The sequence below is a fragment of the Streptomyces sp. MB09-01 genome, assembly GCF_033794505.1.
Classification (GTDB): domain Bacteria; phylum Actinomycetota; class Actinomycetes; order Streptomycetales; family Streptomycetaceae; genus Streptomyces.
The window spans coordinates 1-16,955 of the sequence record NZ_JARAYQ010000098.1 but is presented as its reverse complement, the minus strand read 5'-3'; the positions used below and the strand labels follow the sequence as shown (position 1 = coordinate 16,955).

At 72.8% G+C, this 16,955-nt stretch carries 10 protein-coding genes and 1 pseudogene; all 11 read right to left on the bottom strand.

Annotated features, from left to right (window positions below):
* Positions 1–155 precede the first annotated feature (155 nt).
* Positions 156–1,853, bottom strand: a complete 1,698-nt coding sequence (locus PV721_RS21055) for a proline--tRNA ligase (RefSeq protein ID WP_319726716.1) — start codon at positions 1,851–1,853, stop codon at positions 156–158.
* A 42-nt stretch (positions 1,854–1,895) separates the two neighbouring features.
* On the bottom strand, positions 1,896–2,438 hold the full coding sequence (locus PV721_RS21050) for a GNAT family N-acetyltransferase (protein ID WP_319726713.1): 543 nt from the start codon (positions 2,436–2,438) through the stop codon (positions 1,896–1,898).
* 98 nt (positions 2,439–2,536) lie between these two features.
* Positions 2,537–3,382 (bottom strand): GNAT family N-acetyltransferase, encoded by an 846-nt coding sequence (locus PV721_RS21045; protein ID WP_319726711.1) that lies wholly within the window; start codon positions 3,380–3,382, stop codon positions 2,537–2,539.
* A gap of 138 nt (positions 3,383–3,520) precedes the next feature.
* A complete protein-coding gene (gene ispG / locus PV721_RS21040) occupies positions 3,521–4,678 on the bottom strand; it encodes a flavodoxin-dependent (E)-4-hydroxy-3-methylbut-2-enyl-diphosphate synthase (protein WP_319726709.1) in 1,158 nt (385 codons plus the stop codon).
* Between the two features lie 176 nt (positions 4,679–4,854).
* Positions 4,855–6,156 (bottom strand): site-2 protease family protein, encoded by a 1,302-nt coding sequence (locus tag PV721_RS21035; RefSeq protein ID WP_319726707.1) that lies wholly within the window; start codon positions 6,154–6,156, stop codon positions 4,855–4,857.
* Positions 6,153–7,406 (bottom strand): 1-deoxy-D-xylulose-5-phosphate reductoisomerase, encoded by a 1,254-nt coding sequence (gene dxr, locus PV721_RS21030; protein ID WP_319726705.1) that lies wholly within the window; start codon positions 7,404–7,406, stop codon positions 6,153–6,155. The genes PV721_RS21035 and dxr overlap by 4 nt, the downstream gene beginning before the upstream one ends.
* A 20-nt stretch (positions 7,407–7,426) precedes the next feature.
* Positions 7,427–8,752, bottom strand: a complete 1,326-nt coding sequence (locus tag PV721_RS21025) for a hypothetical protein (RefSeq protein WP_319726703.1) — start codon at positions 8,750–8,752, stop codon at positions 7,427–7,429.
* Between the two features lie 91 nt (positions 8,753–8,843).
* Positions 8,844–10,820: an acyl-CoA dehydrogenase family protein gene (locus PV721_RS21020; RefSeq protein WP_319726701.1), complete on the bottom strand. Its 1,977-nt coding sequence runs from the start codon at positions 10,818–10,820 to the stop codon at positions 8,844–8,846.
* Positions 10,821–11,649: 829 nt separating this feature from the next.
* Positions 11,650–13,095, bottom strand: coding sequence for an aldehyde dehydrogenase family protein (locus PV721_RS21015; RefSeq protein ID WP_319726699.1), 1,446 nt, complete (start codon positions 13,093–13,095; stop codon positions 11,650–11,652).
* 491 nt (positions 13,096–13,586) lie between these two features.
* Entirely contained in the window at positions 13,587–15,167 is a 1,581-nt protein-coding gene (locus tag PV721_RS21010; RefSeq protein WP_319726697.1) for a PucR family transcriptional regulator, read from the bottom strand.
* 177 nt (positions 15,168–15,344) lie between these two features.
* Positions 15,345–16,883 (bottom strand): annotated as a pseudogene (locus PV721_RS21005) (ATP-binding protein); the annotation flags it as partial.
* Positions 16,884–16,955: the final 72 nt, after the last annotated feature.

Below are 16,955 nucleotides of genomic sequence, written 5' to 3'. Positions count from 1 at the left end.
TTTCTCCCCCGGCTACCGCTGAGAGGTACCCCCAGAGCTGACCGGACCCGGTCCCCACACGCCGGACGGGCCGGAACTGCCCGGCCCCGGCCGAGATCCAGCCTCGCCGGCGTTGAGGCCCGGGGTCGGGGCGGAGCCCCGGGAGTTCGGCCGGGTCAGCGCGTCAGGCGGGCGAGGGCTTCGGCCAGGGGGAGTTCCTCGCGGGTGCCCGAGGCGCGGTCCTGGAGTTCGACCACCGACTCCGCGGAGCGCCGGCCCGCCACGAGGATCCACGGCACGCCGATCAGCTCCGCGTCCGTCAGCTTCACGCCCGGGGACAGCCCGGGCCGGTCGTCCAGCAGGACCCGGAGGCCGGAGCCCGCCAGGGCCGTCGCCGCCTCCTCCGCCAGGCCCAGCGGCACGGCCTTGCCCGCCGCCACCACGTGGACGTCGGCCGGGGCCACCGCCGCCGGCCAGCACAGACCCCGCTCGTCCGCCGTCTGCTCGGCCAGCGCCGCCACCGCGCGCGAGACGCCGATGCCGTAGGAGCCCATGGTGACGCGGACCGGCTTGCCCTCCTTGCCGAGGACGTCGAGGCCGAAGGCGTCCGCGTACTTGCGGCCCAGCTGGAAGATGTGACCGATCTCGATGGCCCGGTCCAGTCGCAGTCCGGCGCCGCAGTTCGGGCAGGGGTCGCCGGGTTCCACGACGACCACGTCGAGGTACTGGTCCACGTCGAAATCGCGGCCGCAGACCACGTTCCGGGCGTGCGTGTCCGCCCGGTTGGCCCCGGTCACCCAGGCCGTGCCGGGCGCGACCCGCGGGTCGGCCAGGTAGCGGACCTTGTCCAGGCCCTGCGGGCCCACGTAGCCGCGTACGAGGTCGGGCCGGTCCGTGAAGTCCTCGGCCGTGACCAGTTCGACCACCGCCGGGGCCAGGTGCTCGCCCAGCTTGCCGAGGTCCACCTCGCGGTCCCCAGGCACGCCCACGGCCACGATCTCGCCGTCCACCTTGACGAGGAGGTTCTTCAGCGTCGCGGAGGCGGGGACGCCCAGGTGCGCCGCGAGGGTCTCGATGGTCGGGGTGTCCGGGGTGTCCACCTCCTCCAGTGCCGGGTGTTCGGCGGACACGGGGGTCAGGGCGAAGGTCACGGCCTCCGTGTTGGCCGCGTAGTCGCAGGAGGGGCAGTCCACGAAGGTGTCCTCGCCGGCCCCGGCCGGGGCCAGGAACTCCTCCGACGCCGAGCCGCCCATCGCACCCGACACCGCCGAGACGATCCGGTGGTCGAGGCCGAGCCGCTCGGAGATGCGGACGTACGCCTCGCGGTGGAGCCGGTAGGACTCCTCCAGCCCCTCGTCGGACACGTCGAAGGAGTACGAGTCCTTCATCTGGAACTCGCGCCCGCGCAGCACGCCGGACCGGGGCCGCGCCTCGTCGCGGTACTTGGTCTGGATCTGGTACAGCATGACCGGCAGGTCCTTGTACGAGGTGCACTGGTCCTTCACGACCAGGGTGAAGATCTCCTCGTGCGTCGGGCCGAGCAGGTAGTCCGCGCCCTTGCGGTCCTTGAGCCGGAAGAGCAGGTCGCCGTACTCCGACCAGCGCCCGCTGACCTCGTACGGCTCCTTGGGCAGCAGGGCCGGGAGCAGGACCTCCTGGGCGCCGATGGCGTCCATCTCCTCGCGGACGATGCGCGAGACGTTGTCGAGGACCCGCTTGCCGAGCGGGAGCCACGTCCACACCCCGGCCGAGCTGCGCCGGACGTAGCCGGCGCGGACCAGGAGCCGGTGGCTGAGGGTCTCGGCGTCGGCCGGGTCCTCGCGGAGGGTCTTGGCCATGAGGCGGGACATGCGCTGCACGTGTTGCGTAGACATGCCGGGAGGTTACCGGGGCCCGCGCGGGCCCCGGTAATCAATTCAGTGCCTGCTCAGCGGCAGCGTGGCGCCCATGACGGCGTACGGGAGGCTCGCGCTCGGGAAGTGGACCTGGCGGGCGAGGTCGGTGTAGCCGAGGGCCCGGTAGAGCCTGCGGGCGGGGCTCTCGGTGTCGATGGCGGAGAGGATCGAGCGGGGCTCGGCGGCGTCGTCGGTGAGTCGGGTGATCAGCTCGCGGCCCACTCCGTGGCCCTGGAAGCCGGGGTGGACGTGCAGTTCGGTGATCACGAAGGAGTCGTCGAGCCAGCCCTCGTGGCCGCCGGCCCGCAGGTAGGGCTCGACGATCGTGGACCACCAGTGGGTGCGGTCGTTCGGCATCCCGTACACGAACCCGGTGAGGGCTCCGTCCTCGGCGAAGGCCCCGAGGGCGCGGGCGCCTCGGCAGGTCATGTGGCGCTGGACGATGTAGCGCCGGATGCCGACCTCCTCCTCGCTGAGGCCGAAGGCGACGGCCTGCACGCGCAGGGCCTCGTCCACGCGGGCGGCGAGGTCGAGGGGGCCGATGCGGAGTCCGGAAGGCAGCATGCGGCGACCTTACTTCGCGGTAGGGGCGTGCCGGAATGCCACCGGCGCGGTCCGGGGCCCCCCTTTTCGATCAGGGTGGCCGGGACCTGCCGCCCCGCTCAGAACAGCACGCTCATGAATGCGCCGACCTCGCGGAAGCCCACCCGCCGGTAGGCCGCGCGCGCGGCGGTGTTGAAGTCGTTCACGTAGAGGCTGACGACGGGGGCGACGTCCCGCAGCGCGTAGGCGACGACGGCGGCCATTCCGGTCTCCGAGTGCCCGCGGCCGCGGAACTCGGGGGCCACCCACACGCCCTGGATCTGGCAGGCGCGCGCGGTGGCGGCGCCGATCTCCGCCTTGAAGACGACCTTGCCGTCCTCGACGTGCGCGAAGGAGCGGCCGCCGGCGACGAGCTCGGCGACGCGGGCCTGGTAGAGCAGCCCGCCGTCCCCGGCCATCGGCGAGATGCCGACCTCCTCGGTGAACATGGCCACGCAGGCGGGCATGATCAGGTCCATCTCGTCCTTGCGGATCCGGCGGACCTGCGGGTCGGCCTCGACCGTGGTGGAGGGGCGCTCGATGACCATGAGCGGCTGGTGGGAGCGGACCTCGCGGGCCGGCCCCCAGCTGGGCTCCAGGAGCTGCCACAGCAGTCGGGTGGCCTCGGAGGGGCCGACGATGGAGGAGCAGCGGCGGCCGGTGCGGCGGGCGCGGTCGGCGAAGGCGCGTACGGCGTCCGGCTCGGCGCAGACGGGGACGAGGTTGGCGCCCGCGTAGCAGAGCGACCGGAGCTCGCCGTCGGCGTACCAGCCCCACATCTCGCCGCCCAGGCGCCAGGGGTCGAGTCCGGCGACCTGGACCCGGGAAGTGACGAAGGCGTTCTCGACCGGCTCGCGTCCGAGGATGTCGAGCGCGGCGTCGAGATCACTGGGCTCAAGGACCCGGGTGGTGGTCTGCGTCAACACTGGGGCCTCACCATGCAAGTCTGCTGATCTCCGCACTGTACCCGCCGATGCCTGGCGATGCCGCGTCGCAGGTCACGAAAAAGCCCCGGCCCCGCCCGCGAACTGCGGGAACGGGGCCGGGGCGGCACCTCGGGGTGCTCAGACTCCGATGGCGACGGTGGGCTCGCCGCTCGCCACGCCGTCCTTCTCCATCTGCTCGGCGATCTTCATCGCCTCTTCGATGAGGGTCTCCACGATCTTCGACTCGGGGACGGTCTTGATGACCTCGCCCTTGACGAAGATCTGGCCCTTGCCGTTGCCGGAGGCGACACCGAGGTCGGCCTCGCGGGCCTCGCCGGGGCCGTTGACGACGCAGCCCATGACCGCGACGCGCAGCGGGACCTCCATGCCCTCCAGGCCCGCGGTGACCTCTTCGGCCAGCTTGTAGACGTCGACCTGGGCGCGTCCGCAGGACGGGCAGGAGACGATCTCCAGGCGGCGCGGCTTGAGGTTGAGGGACTCCAGGATCTGGATGCCGACCTTGATCTCCTCGACCGGCGGGGCGGAGAGGGAGACGCGGATCGTGTCGCCGATGCCCTCGGAGAGCAGCGCGCCGAAGGCGACGGCGGACTTGATCGTGCCCTGGAAGGCGGGACCGGCCTCGGTGACGCCCAGGTGCAGGGGGTAGTCGCAGGCCGCGGCCAGCTGCCGGTAGGCGTTGACCATGACGACCGGGTCGTTGTGCTTGACCGAGATCTTGATGTCGCTGAAGCCGTGCTCCTCGAAGAGGGACGCCTCCCACAGGGCGGACTCGACCAGCGCCTCGGGGGTGGCCTTGCCGTACTTCTTCAGCAGCCGGGCGTCGAGGGAGCCCGCGTTGACGCCGATCCGGATCGGGGTGCCCGCGTCCTTCGCGGCCCGCGCGATCTCCTTGACCTTGTCGTCGAACTGCTTGATGTTGCCCGGGTTCACGCGGACCGCGGCGCAGCCGGCGTCGATCGCGGCGAACACGTACTTGGGCTGGAAGTGGATGTCGGCGATCACCGGGATCTGCGACTTCTTCGCGATCACCGCGAGCGCGTCGGCGTCGTCCTGGGTCGGGCAGGCCACCCGGACGATGTTGCAGCCGGAAGCGGTCAGCTCGGCGATCTGCTGGAGCGTCGCGCCGATGTCGGAGGTACGGGTGGTGGTCATCGACTGCACCGATACGGGCGCGTCGCCACCGACGGCCACGGAACCGACCTGGATCTTGCGGCTGACCCTGCGGTCGGCAAGCTTCGTCGGCACGGCCGGCATTCCGAGAGAGATGGCAGTCATCTGCTGTGCAACCCCAAGGTGTGGATCAAGGTCCCGAATTCGGCGGGCTCCAGCCTTCGAGATTACGCCAACCACGGCGCGCCCCGTGCATCCGAGGGGGTGCGCCACCCGAACGCAGGGAGCCGGGCACGATCCGTGCCCGGCTCGCTGCGCTGCGGGGCAGAGCCCCGCGGGGACTAGGTGATCTTGATGGGGTTCACCACGTCCGCGACCATCACCAGCAGGGTGAAGCAGATGAACAGACCCGCCACCACGTACGCGACGGGCATCAGCTTCGCCACGTCGAAGGGGCCGGGGTCGGGACGCCGGAAGACCCGGGCCACGCCCCGCCGGACCGACTCCCACAGGGCGCCGGCGATGTGCCCGCCGTCGAGCGGGAGCAGCGGCAGCATGTTGAAGAGGAACAGCGAGAGGTTGAAGCCGGCCAGCAGGTTGAGGAAGAACACCAGCTGGTGCTGGGCGGGGATGTCGAGGGTGAAGATCTCACCGCTGACCCGCGCCGCGCCGACGACGCCCATCGGGCTGTCCTGCTTGCGCTCGGCCCCGTTGAAGGCCGCGTTCCACAGGTCCGGGACCTTGGACGGCAGCTGGACCAGCGACTGCACGCCGGCCTCCATCATCTCGCCCATGCGGTCGACGGACTGGCCGAAGGACTGCGGGACGTAGCCGGAGGCGGGGGCGAAGCCGAGGAAGCCCGCGGTGACGTACTCGTCCTTGACGTACCGGCCGTTGCCGTCGGTCTTGGCGACCTTGTTCTCGATCAGGTTCGCCGTGAGGTCCGCGCGCTCCCCGGCCCGCTCCACCGTGATCGTGGCGGGGCCGACGGTGGCGCGGATGTCCTTCTGCAGGGCGGACCAGTCGTGGACCGGGCGGCCGTTGAAGGCGACGATCTTGTCGCCCGCCTTCAGGCCCGCGGCCTTGGCGGGGGCGGCCGGGTCCCCGGGGACGCACTTGTCGCGCTTCTCGCTCTGCTGGATGACGCAGTCCGAGACGGTGGCGACCGAGGTGGTCTGGGTGTTCAGCCCGAAGGTCATCAGCGTGGTGAGGAAGATCGCTACAGCCAGGACCAGGTTCATGAAGGGGCCGGCGAACATCACGATCACGCGCTTCCACGGCTTGCGCGTGTAGAAGAGCCGGCTCTCGTCCCCGGGCTCGAGCTCCTCGTACGCGGCGGAGCGCGCGTCCTCGATCATCGACCGGAACGGCGAGGTGGAGCGGGCGGTGACCTTGCCGTCCTCGCCGGGGGGGAACATGCCGATCATGCGGATGTAGCCGCCCATGGGGATGGCCTTGATCCCGTACTCGGTCTCGCCCTTCCTCCGTGACCAGATGGTCGGGCCGAAGCCCACCATGTACTGCGGCACGCGGATGCCGAAGAGCTTGGCCGTGGAGAGGTGCCCCAGCTCGTGCCAGGCGATGGAGACCAGCAGGCCGACCGCGAAGACCACGACCCCGAGCACCGTCATCAGAAGTGTCATGCGCGCGCCTCCACGGCGGCCCGAGCCGCCATCTCCCGCGCCCGGGCCCTCGCCCAGGCCTCCGCTTCAAGGACGTCCTGGACGGTCAGGGAAGTTCCCGACTCCGGTGTCCCGTGCTCATCGACCACGGCAGAGACGGTATCCATGATTGCTGTGAACGGCAGCCGACCGGCCAGGAACGCCTCCACGCACTCCTCGTTGGCCGCGTTGAACACGGCCGGGGCGGTGCCGCCGAGGGTGCCCACGTGCCGGGCCAGGCCCACCGCGGGGAAGGCCTCGGTGTCCAGGGGGAAGAACTCCCAGGTGGAGGCCTTGGTCCAGTCGAAGGCGGGGGCCGCGTCCGGGATCCGCTGCGGCCAGCCGAGACCGATCGCGATGGGGCCCCGCATGTCCGGCGGGGTGGCCTGGGCGAGCGTGGAGCCGTCCGTGAACTCCACCATCGAGTGCACGTAGGACTGCGGGTGGACCACGACCTCGATGCGGTCGAAGGGGATGTCGTAGAGCAGGTGCGCCTCGATGACCTCCAGCCCCTTGTTGACCAGGGTGGCGCTGTTGACCGTGATCACCGGTCCCATGGCCCAGGTGGGGTGCGCGAGGGCGTCCTTGACGGTGACGTCCGCCAGCTCGGCGCGGGTGCGGCCGCGGAAGGGCCCGCCGGAGGCGGTGACCACGAGCTTGCGGACATCGGCCCGGGTGCCGGCGGCGAGCGCCTGGAAGAGCGCCGCGTGCTCGGAGTCCACGGGGATGATCTGGCCGGGCTTCGCGAGGGCCTTGACCAGCGGGCCGCCGACGATCAGCGACTCCTTGTTGGCCAGGGCCAGGGTGCGGCCGGCGCGCAGGGCGGCGAGGGTCGGCGCGAGGCCGATGGAACCGGTGATGCCGTTGAGGACGGTGTGGCACTCGGAGGCGGCGAGCTCGGTCGCGGCGTCCGGACCGGCCAGGATCTCCGGCAGCGGCTCGGAGGGACCGTACTGGGCACTCAGCGCCTCTTTCAGGGCCGGTACGACGTCCTCGCGGGCGACGGCCACCTTCTGGACCCGCAGCAGCCGGGCCTGCTCGGCCAGCAGCCCGACCCGTCCGCCGGCGGCGGACAGTGCGGTGACACGGAACCGGTCCGGGTTGCGCAGGGCGAGGTCGATGGCCTGGGTGCCGATGGACCCGGTCGACCCGAGGATGACGATGTCCCGGAGGCCGGCCGCGGGGTCGAAGAGGAGGTGCGGATCGGCGAGGGGGGCTGGGCGGTCGCTCATGCCCCCATTGTTGCCGCAAGTCAGGAGCGGCCCGACACGGAGCCCCCTTCAGTGACCCGGAGCAGCAGGTGCGGGAGGGTTCCGCCGAAGTCCGGGAGGGTCCGGGCCACGCGCCACCAGGCGTCCGGGTCCTCGCCGAGGGCCGCGGCGAGCAGCCGGTCCGCCTCGGCGTGGGCGGCGAGGACGGCCTCCGGGTGGTCGTGCCGGTCGGGATGGTCCACGTCGCCGAGCCAGTGGTCCTCGTCGAGGGCCCAGCAGGCCGGCAGCTTGTGCCGGATCACGTCGATGCCGGTGAGCAGGCCGCGGTCGAGGCAGTCGCGCACCCAGCGGATGTCCTCCTCGACGCTCTCCATCGGCACGGCGAGGCTCGCCAGCGCCAGCTCGCGCTCCACGTCCCCGTAGGGCTCGACGGCCGTCGGGGCCAGGTGGCGCACCGCCCGGGTGAGGTCGGGGCCCGGCTCCCCCGCGCCAGTCGGCTCGGGCAGGGTTCCGTCGGCCACGGCGGCCACCAGCTCGGGCAGCGTGCCCGGGTGGCCGGGGGCGTGCCGGAGCAGCTCCGCCCACAGGCGGGGGTCGTCCCCCAACGGGCGCAGGGCCCGCATCACGGCCGTCTGCATGCCGGCCTGTTCGGGCAGGGTCCAGCGCAGGGAGCGGAGGGCGGGGAGGTGGCCGAGGAGCAGGGTGTGGCGTGCGGGGGCGACGTGGGCGACGAGTTCCTCGTGCGTGACCCGGCCCATCCGCACGGCGCGGACGGCGGGCCGGTGCCAGGCGCGCCCGTCCGTGCTCCCCCCGGTGGCCAGCAGCCCGCGGACGGTCTCCCGGGGCAGGTCCTCGACGAGCAGCAGGGCCTCGACGGAGCCGGCGGGCAGCGGCCGGCGGAGGTGCTCGGCGCGCAGCAGTTCCGGCTCCGGCAGGTGGTGGAGCGCCAGGACGTCCAGCGGGACCCGGGGCCCGCGCCGGCCGTGCCGGCGCAGCAGGCCGATCAGCTCGGGCGCGGTGAGCGGCTCCTCGCCGGGATCCCGGCCGAGTTCCGCGCGGAGCACCGGCAGGAGTTCCGGCGGGGTCCGGCGGCGGGCGTACCGGGCGGGCCCGGGGAGGCCGGGCAGCGGCCGGCCCACGACGCGGGGGTTGCGGGCGATGTAGGTCCGGTCGGCCGCGCCTCCGTGGCGCAACAGCAGGGTGACGGTCGAAGCCGCCAGCCATTCGTCCCGGCACAGGTACTTGAGGGCGGGCTCGTCGAGCCTGCCGATCATGTCGGTGACGACGTGGTCCGGTGCGTGGCGCAGCAGGTGCGCCACGCACCAGGCCAGCCGTCGGCTGGTGCGGTCTTCCTCGGCCGTCGGCATCGTTCTCGTCCGCCTCGCGCTGTGCTCGTACGCGTACCAGTACTCGTACTCATCCTCGTACGTCTGTCCGACGTGCGGCGATGATCGCAGGTCAGCGGATCGGGCGGTGCACGTTTTTCTGAGTGGAGGGTCCGGGGGCGGCGTCCGCGATCCAGGGGCCGTCCCCGGAGGGGTCGAGGACGCCCTCCTCGAGCCAGGCGTAGGTTCCGGAGAGCACTCCCGCGACGACCTTGCGGTCGAGGTCGTCGGTGTTGGCCCAGAGCCGGCCGAAGAGTTCCTCGACGCGCAGCCGGGACTGCTCGCAGAAGGCGTCGGCCAGCTGGTACGCCTCGCGGCCGTGCTCGCCCGCGGCGCGCAGGTGCTCGGCGCGGACGCAGGCCGCGCTCATGGCGAAGAGCTCGGCGCCGATGTCGACGATCCGGCCGAGGAAGCCCTGCTTGGTCTCCATGCGGCCCTGCCAGCGGGACATGGCGTAGAAGGTGGACCGGGCGAGTTTGCGGGCGCTTCGTTCCACGTAGCGCAGGTGGGTGGCGAGGTCGGGGTGGCCGCTCGGGTGGAAGGCCCGGTAGGTGCCGGGGACCTGGCCGGGTCCGGTGGCCAGCTTGGGCAGCCAGCGGGCGTAGAACCCGGCGGCGCGGGCGCCGGCCTTCGCCTTGTCGCCGAGCGCCTTGGCGGGGTCGATGAGGTCGCCGGCCACCGAGAGGTGGGCGTCCACGGCCTCGCGGGCGATCAGCAGGTGCATGATCTCCGTCGAGCCCTCGAAGATCCGGTTGATGCGCACGTCGCGGAGCATCTGCTCGGCGGGGACGGCGCGCTCGCCGCGGGCGGCCAGCGACTCGGCGGTCTCGAAGCCGCGACCGCCGCGGATCTGGACCAGCTCGTCGGCCATCAGGCAGGCCATCTCGGAGCCGTAGAGCTTGGCGAGGGCGGCCTCGATGCGGATGTCGTTGCGGTCCTCGTCGGCCATCTGGGAGGCGAGGTCCACGACCGCTTCGAGGGCGAAGGTGGTGGCGGCGATGAAGGAGATCTTGGCGCCGACCGCCTCGTGCTGCGCGACGGGCCGGCCCCACTGCTCGCGGACGCCGGACCATTCGCGGGCGATCTTCAGGCACCACTTGCCCGCGCCGACGCACATGGCGGGCAGCGACAGCCGTCCGGTGTTGAGCGTGGTGAGGGCGATCTTGAGGCCGGCGCCCTCGGCGCCGATGCGCTGGTCGGCGGGGACCCGCACCCGGTGGAAGCGGGTGACGCCGTTCTCCAGGCCGCGCAGGCCCATGAAGGCGTTGCGGTGCTCGACGGTGATGCCCGGCGAGTCGGCCTCCACGACGAAGGCGGTGATCCCGCCGCGGTGGTTCTCCGACTTCGGCACCCGGGCCATGACCACGAGGAGGTCCGCGACGACCCCGTTGGTGGTCCACAGCTTCACCCCGTCGAGGACGTACGCGTCCTCCCCGTCCGGAACCGCCGTGGTGGCCAGCCGCGCCGGGTCGGATCCGACGTCCGGCTCGGTGAGCAGGAAGGCGCTGATGGCGGTGGTGGCGCAGCGCGGCAGGTAGGCGTCCTTCTGCTCCTGCGTGCCGAACATCTTCAGCGGCTGCGGTACGCCGATCGACTGGTGGGCGGAGAGCAGGGCGCCGATGGCCGGGCTGACCGAGCCGACGAGGGCGAGCGCCTTGTTGTAGTAGACCTGGGTGAGGCCGAGCCCCCCGTACTTGGGGTCGATCTTCATGCCGAGCGCGCCGAGCTCCTTGAGCCCGCGCACGGTCTCGTCGGGGATCCTCGCCTCGCGCTCGATGCGGGCGGCGATGCCTTCGGTGAGCTGGGCCTCACAGAAGGCCCGCAGCCGGGCCAGGAAGGCCTCGCCGCGCCGGACGTCTTCGGCGGCGGGCAGCGGGTGGGGGTGGATCAGGTCGAGCCGGAAGCGTCCGAGGAAGAGTTCCTTGGCGAAACTGGGTTTGCGCCAGTCCTGTTCCCGGGCCGCTTCCGCGACCTGACGTGCCTCGCGCTCGGTCACCTTGGGCTGTGTGCCGCTGGGCTGTACGGGCTGTGCGGGCTGTGTTGCGGACATGAGGGGACTCACCTCGCCGCCGGAGTCGGATGGTTCACCGGATTACCAGCCGGTGCTACCTGTGAGTCGTACCCAATGTGGGCGGGATGGAAAAGGGGGACGGCGGGAGCCCCGCACAGGGGAATCCCCACCCCGCCGCTGACCTGCAATCTTTCTCCCACCTGCGCGAACGCCCGCTGGTTTCGGCCCGTATCTTCACTCATCCGTCCTAATCTCCACGCATCCTCGATCACCCGTGTCCCCCTGGGAACACGGCCCGGGACATCGGGCGAGGACCGGAGGGGCGCAGAGCCCGGCGGCCGGGCCGCCGGGCCCTGGGTCACGCTCCGTACGGCGGTGTCCCGGGGTCGGCGCTCTGGGCCCTGATGAACCGTGCGAGCCGTGTGACCCCCTCCGCGATCTCCGCAGGAGAGAGCGAGCTGACGGACAGCCGGAGGGACCGCTCTCCTCCTCCCTGCGGGTAGAAGTAGGACATCGGGGTCCACGCATGGCCTCCTGGCAGCCGACGGTGACCACGACGGACTCCGGCGGGACGTCGATGCCCTCGTCCTTGCGCAGCCACTCGGCGATGAGTTCGCGGATCTGGCCGCCGGTCGGGCCGTACTGGAACAGTGCGGAGCGGATCTGGTCGGGTGAGGCCTTTGTTGCCTCCAGGTGGTCCAGGTACCGGCGGAGGTACCCGAAGAGCTGCTCGGGCTCGAAGAAGCCCGGGCGACCCGGCCCCGGCGGGAGCTCCGGCCGCGGGGAGCGGCCGCCGGGGGCCGACGCAAAAGACGGCCGGAGCCCCCGCACAGTGGGCTCCGGCCGTCGGCTTTCGGGCCGTACGAGATCAGATGTCGAGGCCGGTCAGGACCAGGACGCGCTCGTACGTGTAGTCGTCCATCGCGTAGCGGACGCCCTCGCGGCCCACACCGGACTGCTTGACGCCGCCGTACGGCATCTGGTCGGCGCGGTAGGACGGCGCGTCGCCGACGACCACGCCGCCGACCTCGAGCTCGCGGTGCGCGCGGAACGCGGTCTGGATGTTGCGGGTGAAGACGCCGGTCTGCAGACCGAACTTCGAGTCGTTCACCGCGGCGAAGGCCTCGTCGGTGTTCTCGACCCGCTGCAGGGTCAGGACCGGGCCGAAGACCTCTTCGGTGGCCAGCTTGACGCCCTCGGGCACGTTCGCGACGACCGTGGGCTCGTACGAGGCACCCTCGCGCTTGCCGCCGGTGAGCAGCTTCGCGCCGGCGGACACGGCCTCGTCGACCCAGGACTCGACGCGCTGGGCCGCGGCCTCGGAGACGAGGGGGCCGACGTCGGTGGCGTCGTCGTTCGGGTCGCCGGTGACCTGCGCCTGGACCTTCGCGACGACCTTCTCGACGAGGCGGTCGTAGACGGAGGCGTCGGCGATCACGCGCTGCACGGAGATGCAGGACTGGCCGGCCTGGTAGTTCGAGAAGGTCGCGATGCGGGTCGCGGCCCAGTCGAGGTCGGCCTCGGAGGACCAGTCGTCCAGGACCACGGCCGCGGCGTTGCCGCCGAGCTCCAGGGTGCAGTGCTTGTGGGGCACCGACTGCTGGATGGCGTAGCCGACGGTGTCGGAGCCGGTGAAGGAGATGACGGGGAGGCGCTCGTCCTTGACCAGGGCGGGCATCTTGTCGTTCGCGACCGGCAGGACCGACCAGGAACCGGCCGGGAGGTCGGTCTCGGCGAGCAGCTCGCCCAGGATCAGCCCGGAGAGGGGCGTGGCCGGGGCCGGCTTGAGGATGATCGGCGCGCCGACGGCGATGGCCGGGGCCACCTTGTGGGCGCACAGGTTCAGCGGGAAGTTGAACGGCGCGATGCCGAGGACCGGGCCCTTGACGAAGCGACGGGTCAGCGCGAGACGGCCGACGCCACCGGCGTCGGTGTCGAGGCGCTGGGCCTCTCCGCCGTTGAAGCGGCGGGCCTCTTCGGCGGCGAAGCGGAACACGGACACCGCACGGCCGACCTCACCGCGGGCCCACTTGATGGGCTTGCCGTTCTCGGCGGAGATCAGCTGGGCGATCTCCTCGGTGCGCTCGACGAGCCGCTTGGACACGTGGTCCAGGGCGGCGGCCCGTACGTGGGCGGGCGTCGCGGAGAACTCCGCCGTCACGGCGTGCGCCGCGGCCACGGCCTCTTCGACCTGCTCGTCGGTGGGCACGCTGACGGTGCCGACCAGCCGGCCGTCCCACGGGGAGTGGACGTCGAAGCTGTCCTCGCCGGTGGCCTGGCGGCCGGCGAGCCAGAAGGCGTGGGTGGAAGTCATGCGAATCCCGGCCCTTCGGATGTGTGCGGTGGGCTTGTCCCCTCCACCGTAGGACTCCGGCGGCGTTTCGGCGTTTGTCCCTGATGGAGCGGCGGGTCGCCGCCCTTCGCCGCTTTGTCACTGTCGCCGGGCGGAAACCCGGCCCCGGGGGCGCCCGATGGCGCCCGAGGTTCCAGCCCCGGAGGCGTCCGGCCTTGCAGCCCCGCTGGGTGCCTGACCTCTCAGCCCGGCCGTCGCTCGGCCTGGTCTTTCAGCCCGGCCGGGGCTGGGCACGGGGTCCGGGCCGGAGCCCCGGGTCCTTCAGCCCGGCCAACGCTTGAGGCGCGGGGACTGGGGCGGAGCCCCGGGTCTGGTCTTTCAGCCCCGCCCGCGCTTGAGGCACGGGATCCGGGGCGCAGCCCCGGATCCTTCAGCCCGGCCGGCGCTTGAGGCGCGGGGACTGGGGCGCAGCCCCGGGAAGGGGAGCCCCGGCCCGGCCGGGCGGCGGGCGGCTACGACGGGGCCGAGGTGGCCTTGAGCGCGAGCCACAGCTCCATGCGGACGTCCGGGTCCTCCAGGGAGCGTCCGAGGATCTCCTCGACCCGCTTCATCCGGTAGCGCAAGGTGTGCCGGTGCACGCCGAGGTCGGCGGCGGCCGCGTCCCACTGCCCGTGCCGCGAGAGCCACGCCTGCAGCGAGGCCACCAGGTCGCCGCGCCCGGTCGCATCGTGCTCGCGCAGCGCCCGCAGCGTGCCGTCCGCGAAGGCCCGTACCGCGTCGTCGGCCAGCAGCGGCAGGACCGAGCCCGCCGCCATGTCCTCGTGCTCGACCATCGCCCGCCCCCGCCGGCGGGCCACCGCGAGCGCCTGGTCGGCCTGCTTGAGGGCCGCCGCCACGCCTTCCGGACCGGCCGGGGCGGACAGGCCGAGCACCAGTTCGTCCGGCTCGGGCCCGGCCGCGTCCCCGCCGCGCCGCGACTCCAGCGCCTCCGCGTGGTCCACGCACGCCTGTACGGCCGGCCCCGCGTCGGAGGCCAGGACCACCAGCCGCCCCGGCTCCGGGACCACCAGCAGCGCCTCCCCGGTGCGGGCGGCCGCCGACTCCACCGCGTCGGCGAGCAGCGCCAGGCCCTCGGGCTGCGCGGTGCCCGGCAGCGCCGGCTCGGCCACGATCAGCCGGAACGGAGCCTCCAGCAGGGACCCGTACAGGTCACCGGCCACCGACCGGGCGTGCTCCGCCTCGCCCGCCAGCAGCATCCGCAGCACCGCCGCCCCCAGCCGGGACTCGGCGTCGTGCAGCGAACGCGACCGCTCGGTGGTGAGGGTCAGCAGGGCCACCGCGGAGTGGACGGCGTACCGCTCGGCCGTACCCAGCGGGGCCCCGGTGCCGACGGCGAGCGCCCCCCGCGCCCGCCGGCCCGTGCCCAGGGACTGGAGTTCGACGCGGTCCTCCGAGCCGCCGACCACGGCGCTGGCGGGCGCCGGCCGCTCCCGCAGCCGTTCCACGTCGGGGGTCAGCCGGGCGGCGCGCCGGGCGGCCCAGTCGGGGGCGGCCGCGACGACCGCGCCCGAGGTGTCGTACAGCGCGGCCCAGCCGTGCACGTGCGCCGCCAGCTTCGCCAGCAGGTCGGCCGGCCCGTCTGCGGAGAGCGCGGCACGCGTCAGCTCCCGCTGCGCCTCGAAACCGGCGGTCACGGCCCGGTACTGGTCGGCCGCGAGGGCCGCGGAGACGGCCTTGCTGATCGCCAGGAAGGGGGTCCGGCGCGGCACCTCCAGCAGCGGCATGTCCTCGGTGCGGGCCGCCTCGACGAGGGCTTCGGGGATCGCCTCGTAGTTCACGCCGATCGCGAAGCCGATGCCGACGACCCCGGCCGCGGCGAGCCTGCGCACGTAGCGGCGCATCTCCTCCGGGTCCTCCGCGTCGAGCTTCATCGCGGTGATCAGGAGCAGCTCGCCGCCCTCCATGTACGGGACGGGGTCGGCGAGCTCGCTGACGTGGGCCCAGCGCACGGGGGTGTCCAGGCGGTCCTCCCCCGCCCGGACGCCGAGCTTGAGCGCCGAGTGCTGGACGAGTGAGGCGAGGGTGAGCGGCATCGGTTACCAGGGGCCTTCGCGGGAGGGGGCGACGGAGGGGCTACGCGGGTCTACGGCACTTCTTCCGGCGCGGGTGCGCGCCGGAAGAAGAGGAGCAGAGCAGCCGCGGGCGCTTTTCGCCTTAACGTATGAACGACTCCCCTCGATTCTGCCACCCCGTACGGGTCGGAGCGCGGGTCAGGCCGTCGGACCGGATCCGCCCTCAGCCAGTCGGACCAGCAGCGGAGCCGCCCGCTCCCCGCGGACCGAGGTCAGCGACAGCACCGCGTGCCCGGGCGGCACGGAGTGCGCGAGGTCCGAGGCGGACCACCGCTCCCGCTCCACCTGCCGCACGGTCACCGCGTCGGTGGTGACCGCCTTGCCGGTGACGAGCTTGCGGAAGGCGTGCATCGCCCGGGTCAGGGGCTGGTCGGCGAAGACGGTGCGGTGGGTGACGTCGCGCGTCTCCACCCACTCGGTGCCCCAGGCCTCGGCGAAGCGCTTGCCGTCCCAGGTGGTGACCCCCGAGAAGGCCATGCGGCAGCCGACCGCCCCGAGCAGCGGCGTCCGCAGCGCTTCGGGTACGTCATCCAGCGTGCGCAGCGTGAGCAGGACGCCGGCGTGAGCCGAGCGCAGCCGCTGGACACCCCGCACGGTCTCTGCGGTCAGGGTCCGCGAGGCGTCGTCGAGGGCGAGGAAGGCGAAGAGGGAACGGTCGGCGCGGGCGGCGACCGAGGCGTTGAACTGGGTGAGCAGCAGCCGGGCCAGGATGCGGGAGGCGTCGGCGTGCCCCCGTTCGGGCAGGTCGATGCGGACGCGCAGCGGGTGTTCCAGCGCGCGGAGCGAGAACGGCCGCCCCTGCCCGGTGGTGTCGAAGAACCCGGCGAAGGCGGGCCGGTCCAGCAGGGCCACCCGGTCGGCGAGGGCCGGTCCGGGGTCGCCGTGTGCCCCGTGCTGGCGGGTCCGGGCGTCGAGCTCGCGCAGCATCGCCTGCTGCTCCCCGCCGGCCGGCCCGAGGCCGCGGCGCAGCGCCTCGAAGGCGGCGGGCACCTGGTCGAGCAGTTCGCGCAGCTCGGGCACGGCCGGGAAGCGGCCGTACGCCGCCCGGAACGGGCCGAGGAGCTGGGCGAGGGCGGTCGCGGCCCGGCGCACGTCGGTCCCGGGCACGTCCCCGACGAAGGCCTCGGCGAGCAGGGTGGCGGCCTCGTCCGGGTCGGTGGCGCCCCCGTAGAGGTCGAGGTCGTACACGGAGGCGGGGTCGCCGATGCGGACGACGACGTCGTAGGCGTCGTCCGGCCCGAGCTGGGTCCCGGCCGCGCCGACGGCGACGACGGCGGCCTGGCCGGCGAGCGCCTGGAGCGCGAGGGACTCGACGACGGGCCGCACCAGGCGCCGGGTCTTGCCGCTGCCGGAGGGTCCGACGGCGAGGAGCGAGGTGCCGAGCACGTCGGGGTCGAGGGCGAATCCGGTACCGCGGCGGGCGTACGGGTTGCGCGCGCCGTCCTCGACGGTGCCGAGCAGCACCTGCCGGGCCAGCAGATCGTGCCGGGCGGCCCGCACGGGCAGGTCCCGCGCACCGGAGGGGTGCACGCAGGCCCCGGCACCGTTCTCGCGCACGGCGTCGTCGAAGGCCCGCATCCGGGAGGGGTCGACGCGCACGGAGTCCCAGGCCCGCCGGATGCGCGCGTAGTCGACGTCATTCATCTTCCCGCCCCCGGCCTCCCCCTCGAGCCGATCTCTTATAAACATCTCACACTGCCGACACCTAAATAAGTGTAGAGTAGTGCGGTATTCGAAATAAAAAAAAAA

What these genes read in the sequence shown, in the direction of transcription:
- dxr (WP_319726705.1), bottom strand. Translation starts at nt 7,406, where the DNA reads ATGAGCGACCGCCCAGCCCCCCTCGCCGATCCGCACCTCCTCTTCGAC.
- PV721_RS21025 (WP_319726703.1), bottom strand. Translation starts at nt 8,752, where the DNA reads ATGCCGACGGCCGAGGAAGACCGCACCAGCCGACGGCTGGCCTGGTGC.
- PV721_RS21015 (WP_319726699.1), bottom strand. Translation starts at nt 13,095, where the DNA reads ATGACTTCCACCCACGCCTTCTGGCTCGCCGGCCGCCAGGCCACCGGC.
- PV721_RS21020 (WP_319726701.1), bottom strand. Translation starts at nt 10,820, where the DNA reads ATGTCCGCAACACAGCCCGCACAGCCCGTACAGCCCAGCGGCACACAG.
- ispG (WP_319726709.1), bottom strand. Translation starts at nt 4,678, where the DNA reads ATGACTGCCATCTCTCTCGGAATGCCGGCCGTGCCGACGAAGCTTGCC.
- PV721_RS21055 (WP_319726716.1), bottom strand. Translation starts at nt 1,853, where the DNA reads ATGTCTACGCAACACGTGCAGCGCATGTCCCGCCTCATGGCCAAGACC.
- PV721_RS21035 (WP_319726707.1), bottom strand. Translation starts at nt 6,156, where the DNA reads ATGACACTTCTGATGACGGTGCTCGGGGTCGTGGTCTTCGCGGTCGGC.
- PV721_RS21050 (WP_319726713.1), bottom strand. Translation starts at nt 2,438, where the DNA reads ATGCTGCCTTCCGGACTCCGCATCGGCCCCCTCGACCTCGCCGCCCGC.
- PV721_RS21010 (WP_319726697.1), bottom strand. Translation starts at nt 15,167, where the DNA reads ATGCCGCTCACCCTCGCCTCACTCGTCCAGCACTCGGCGCTCAAGCTC.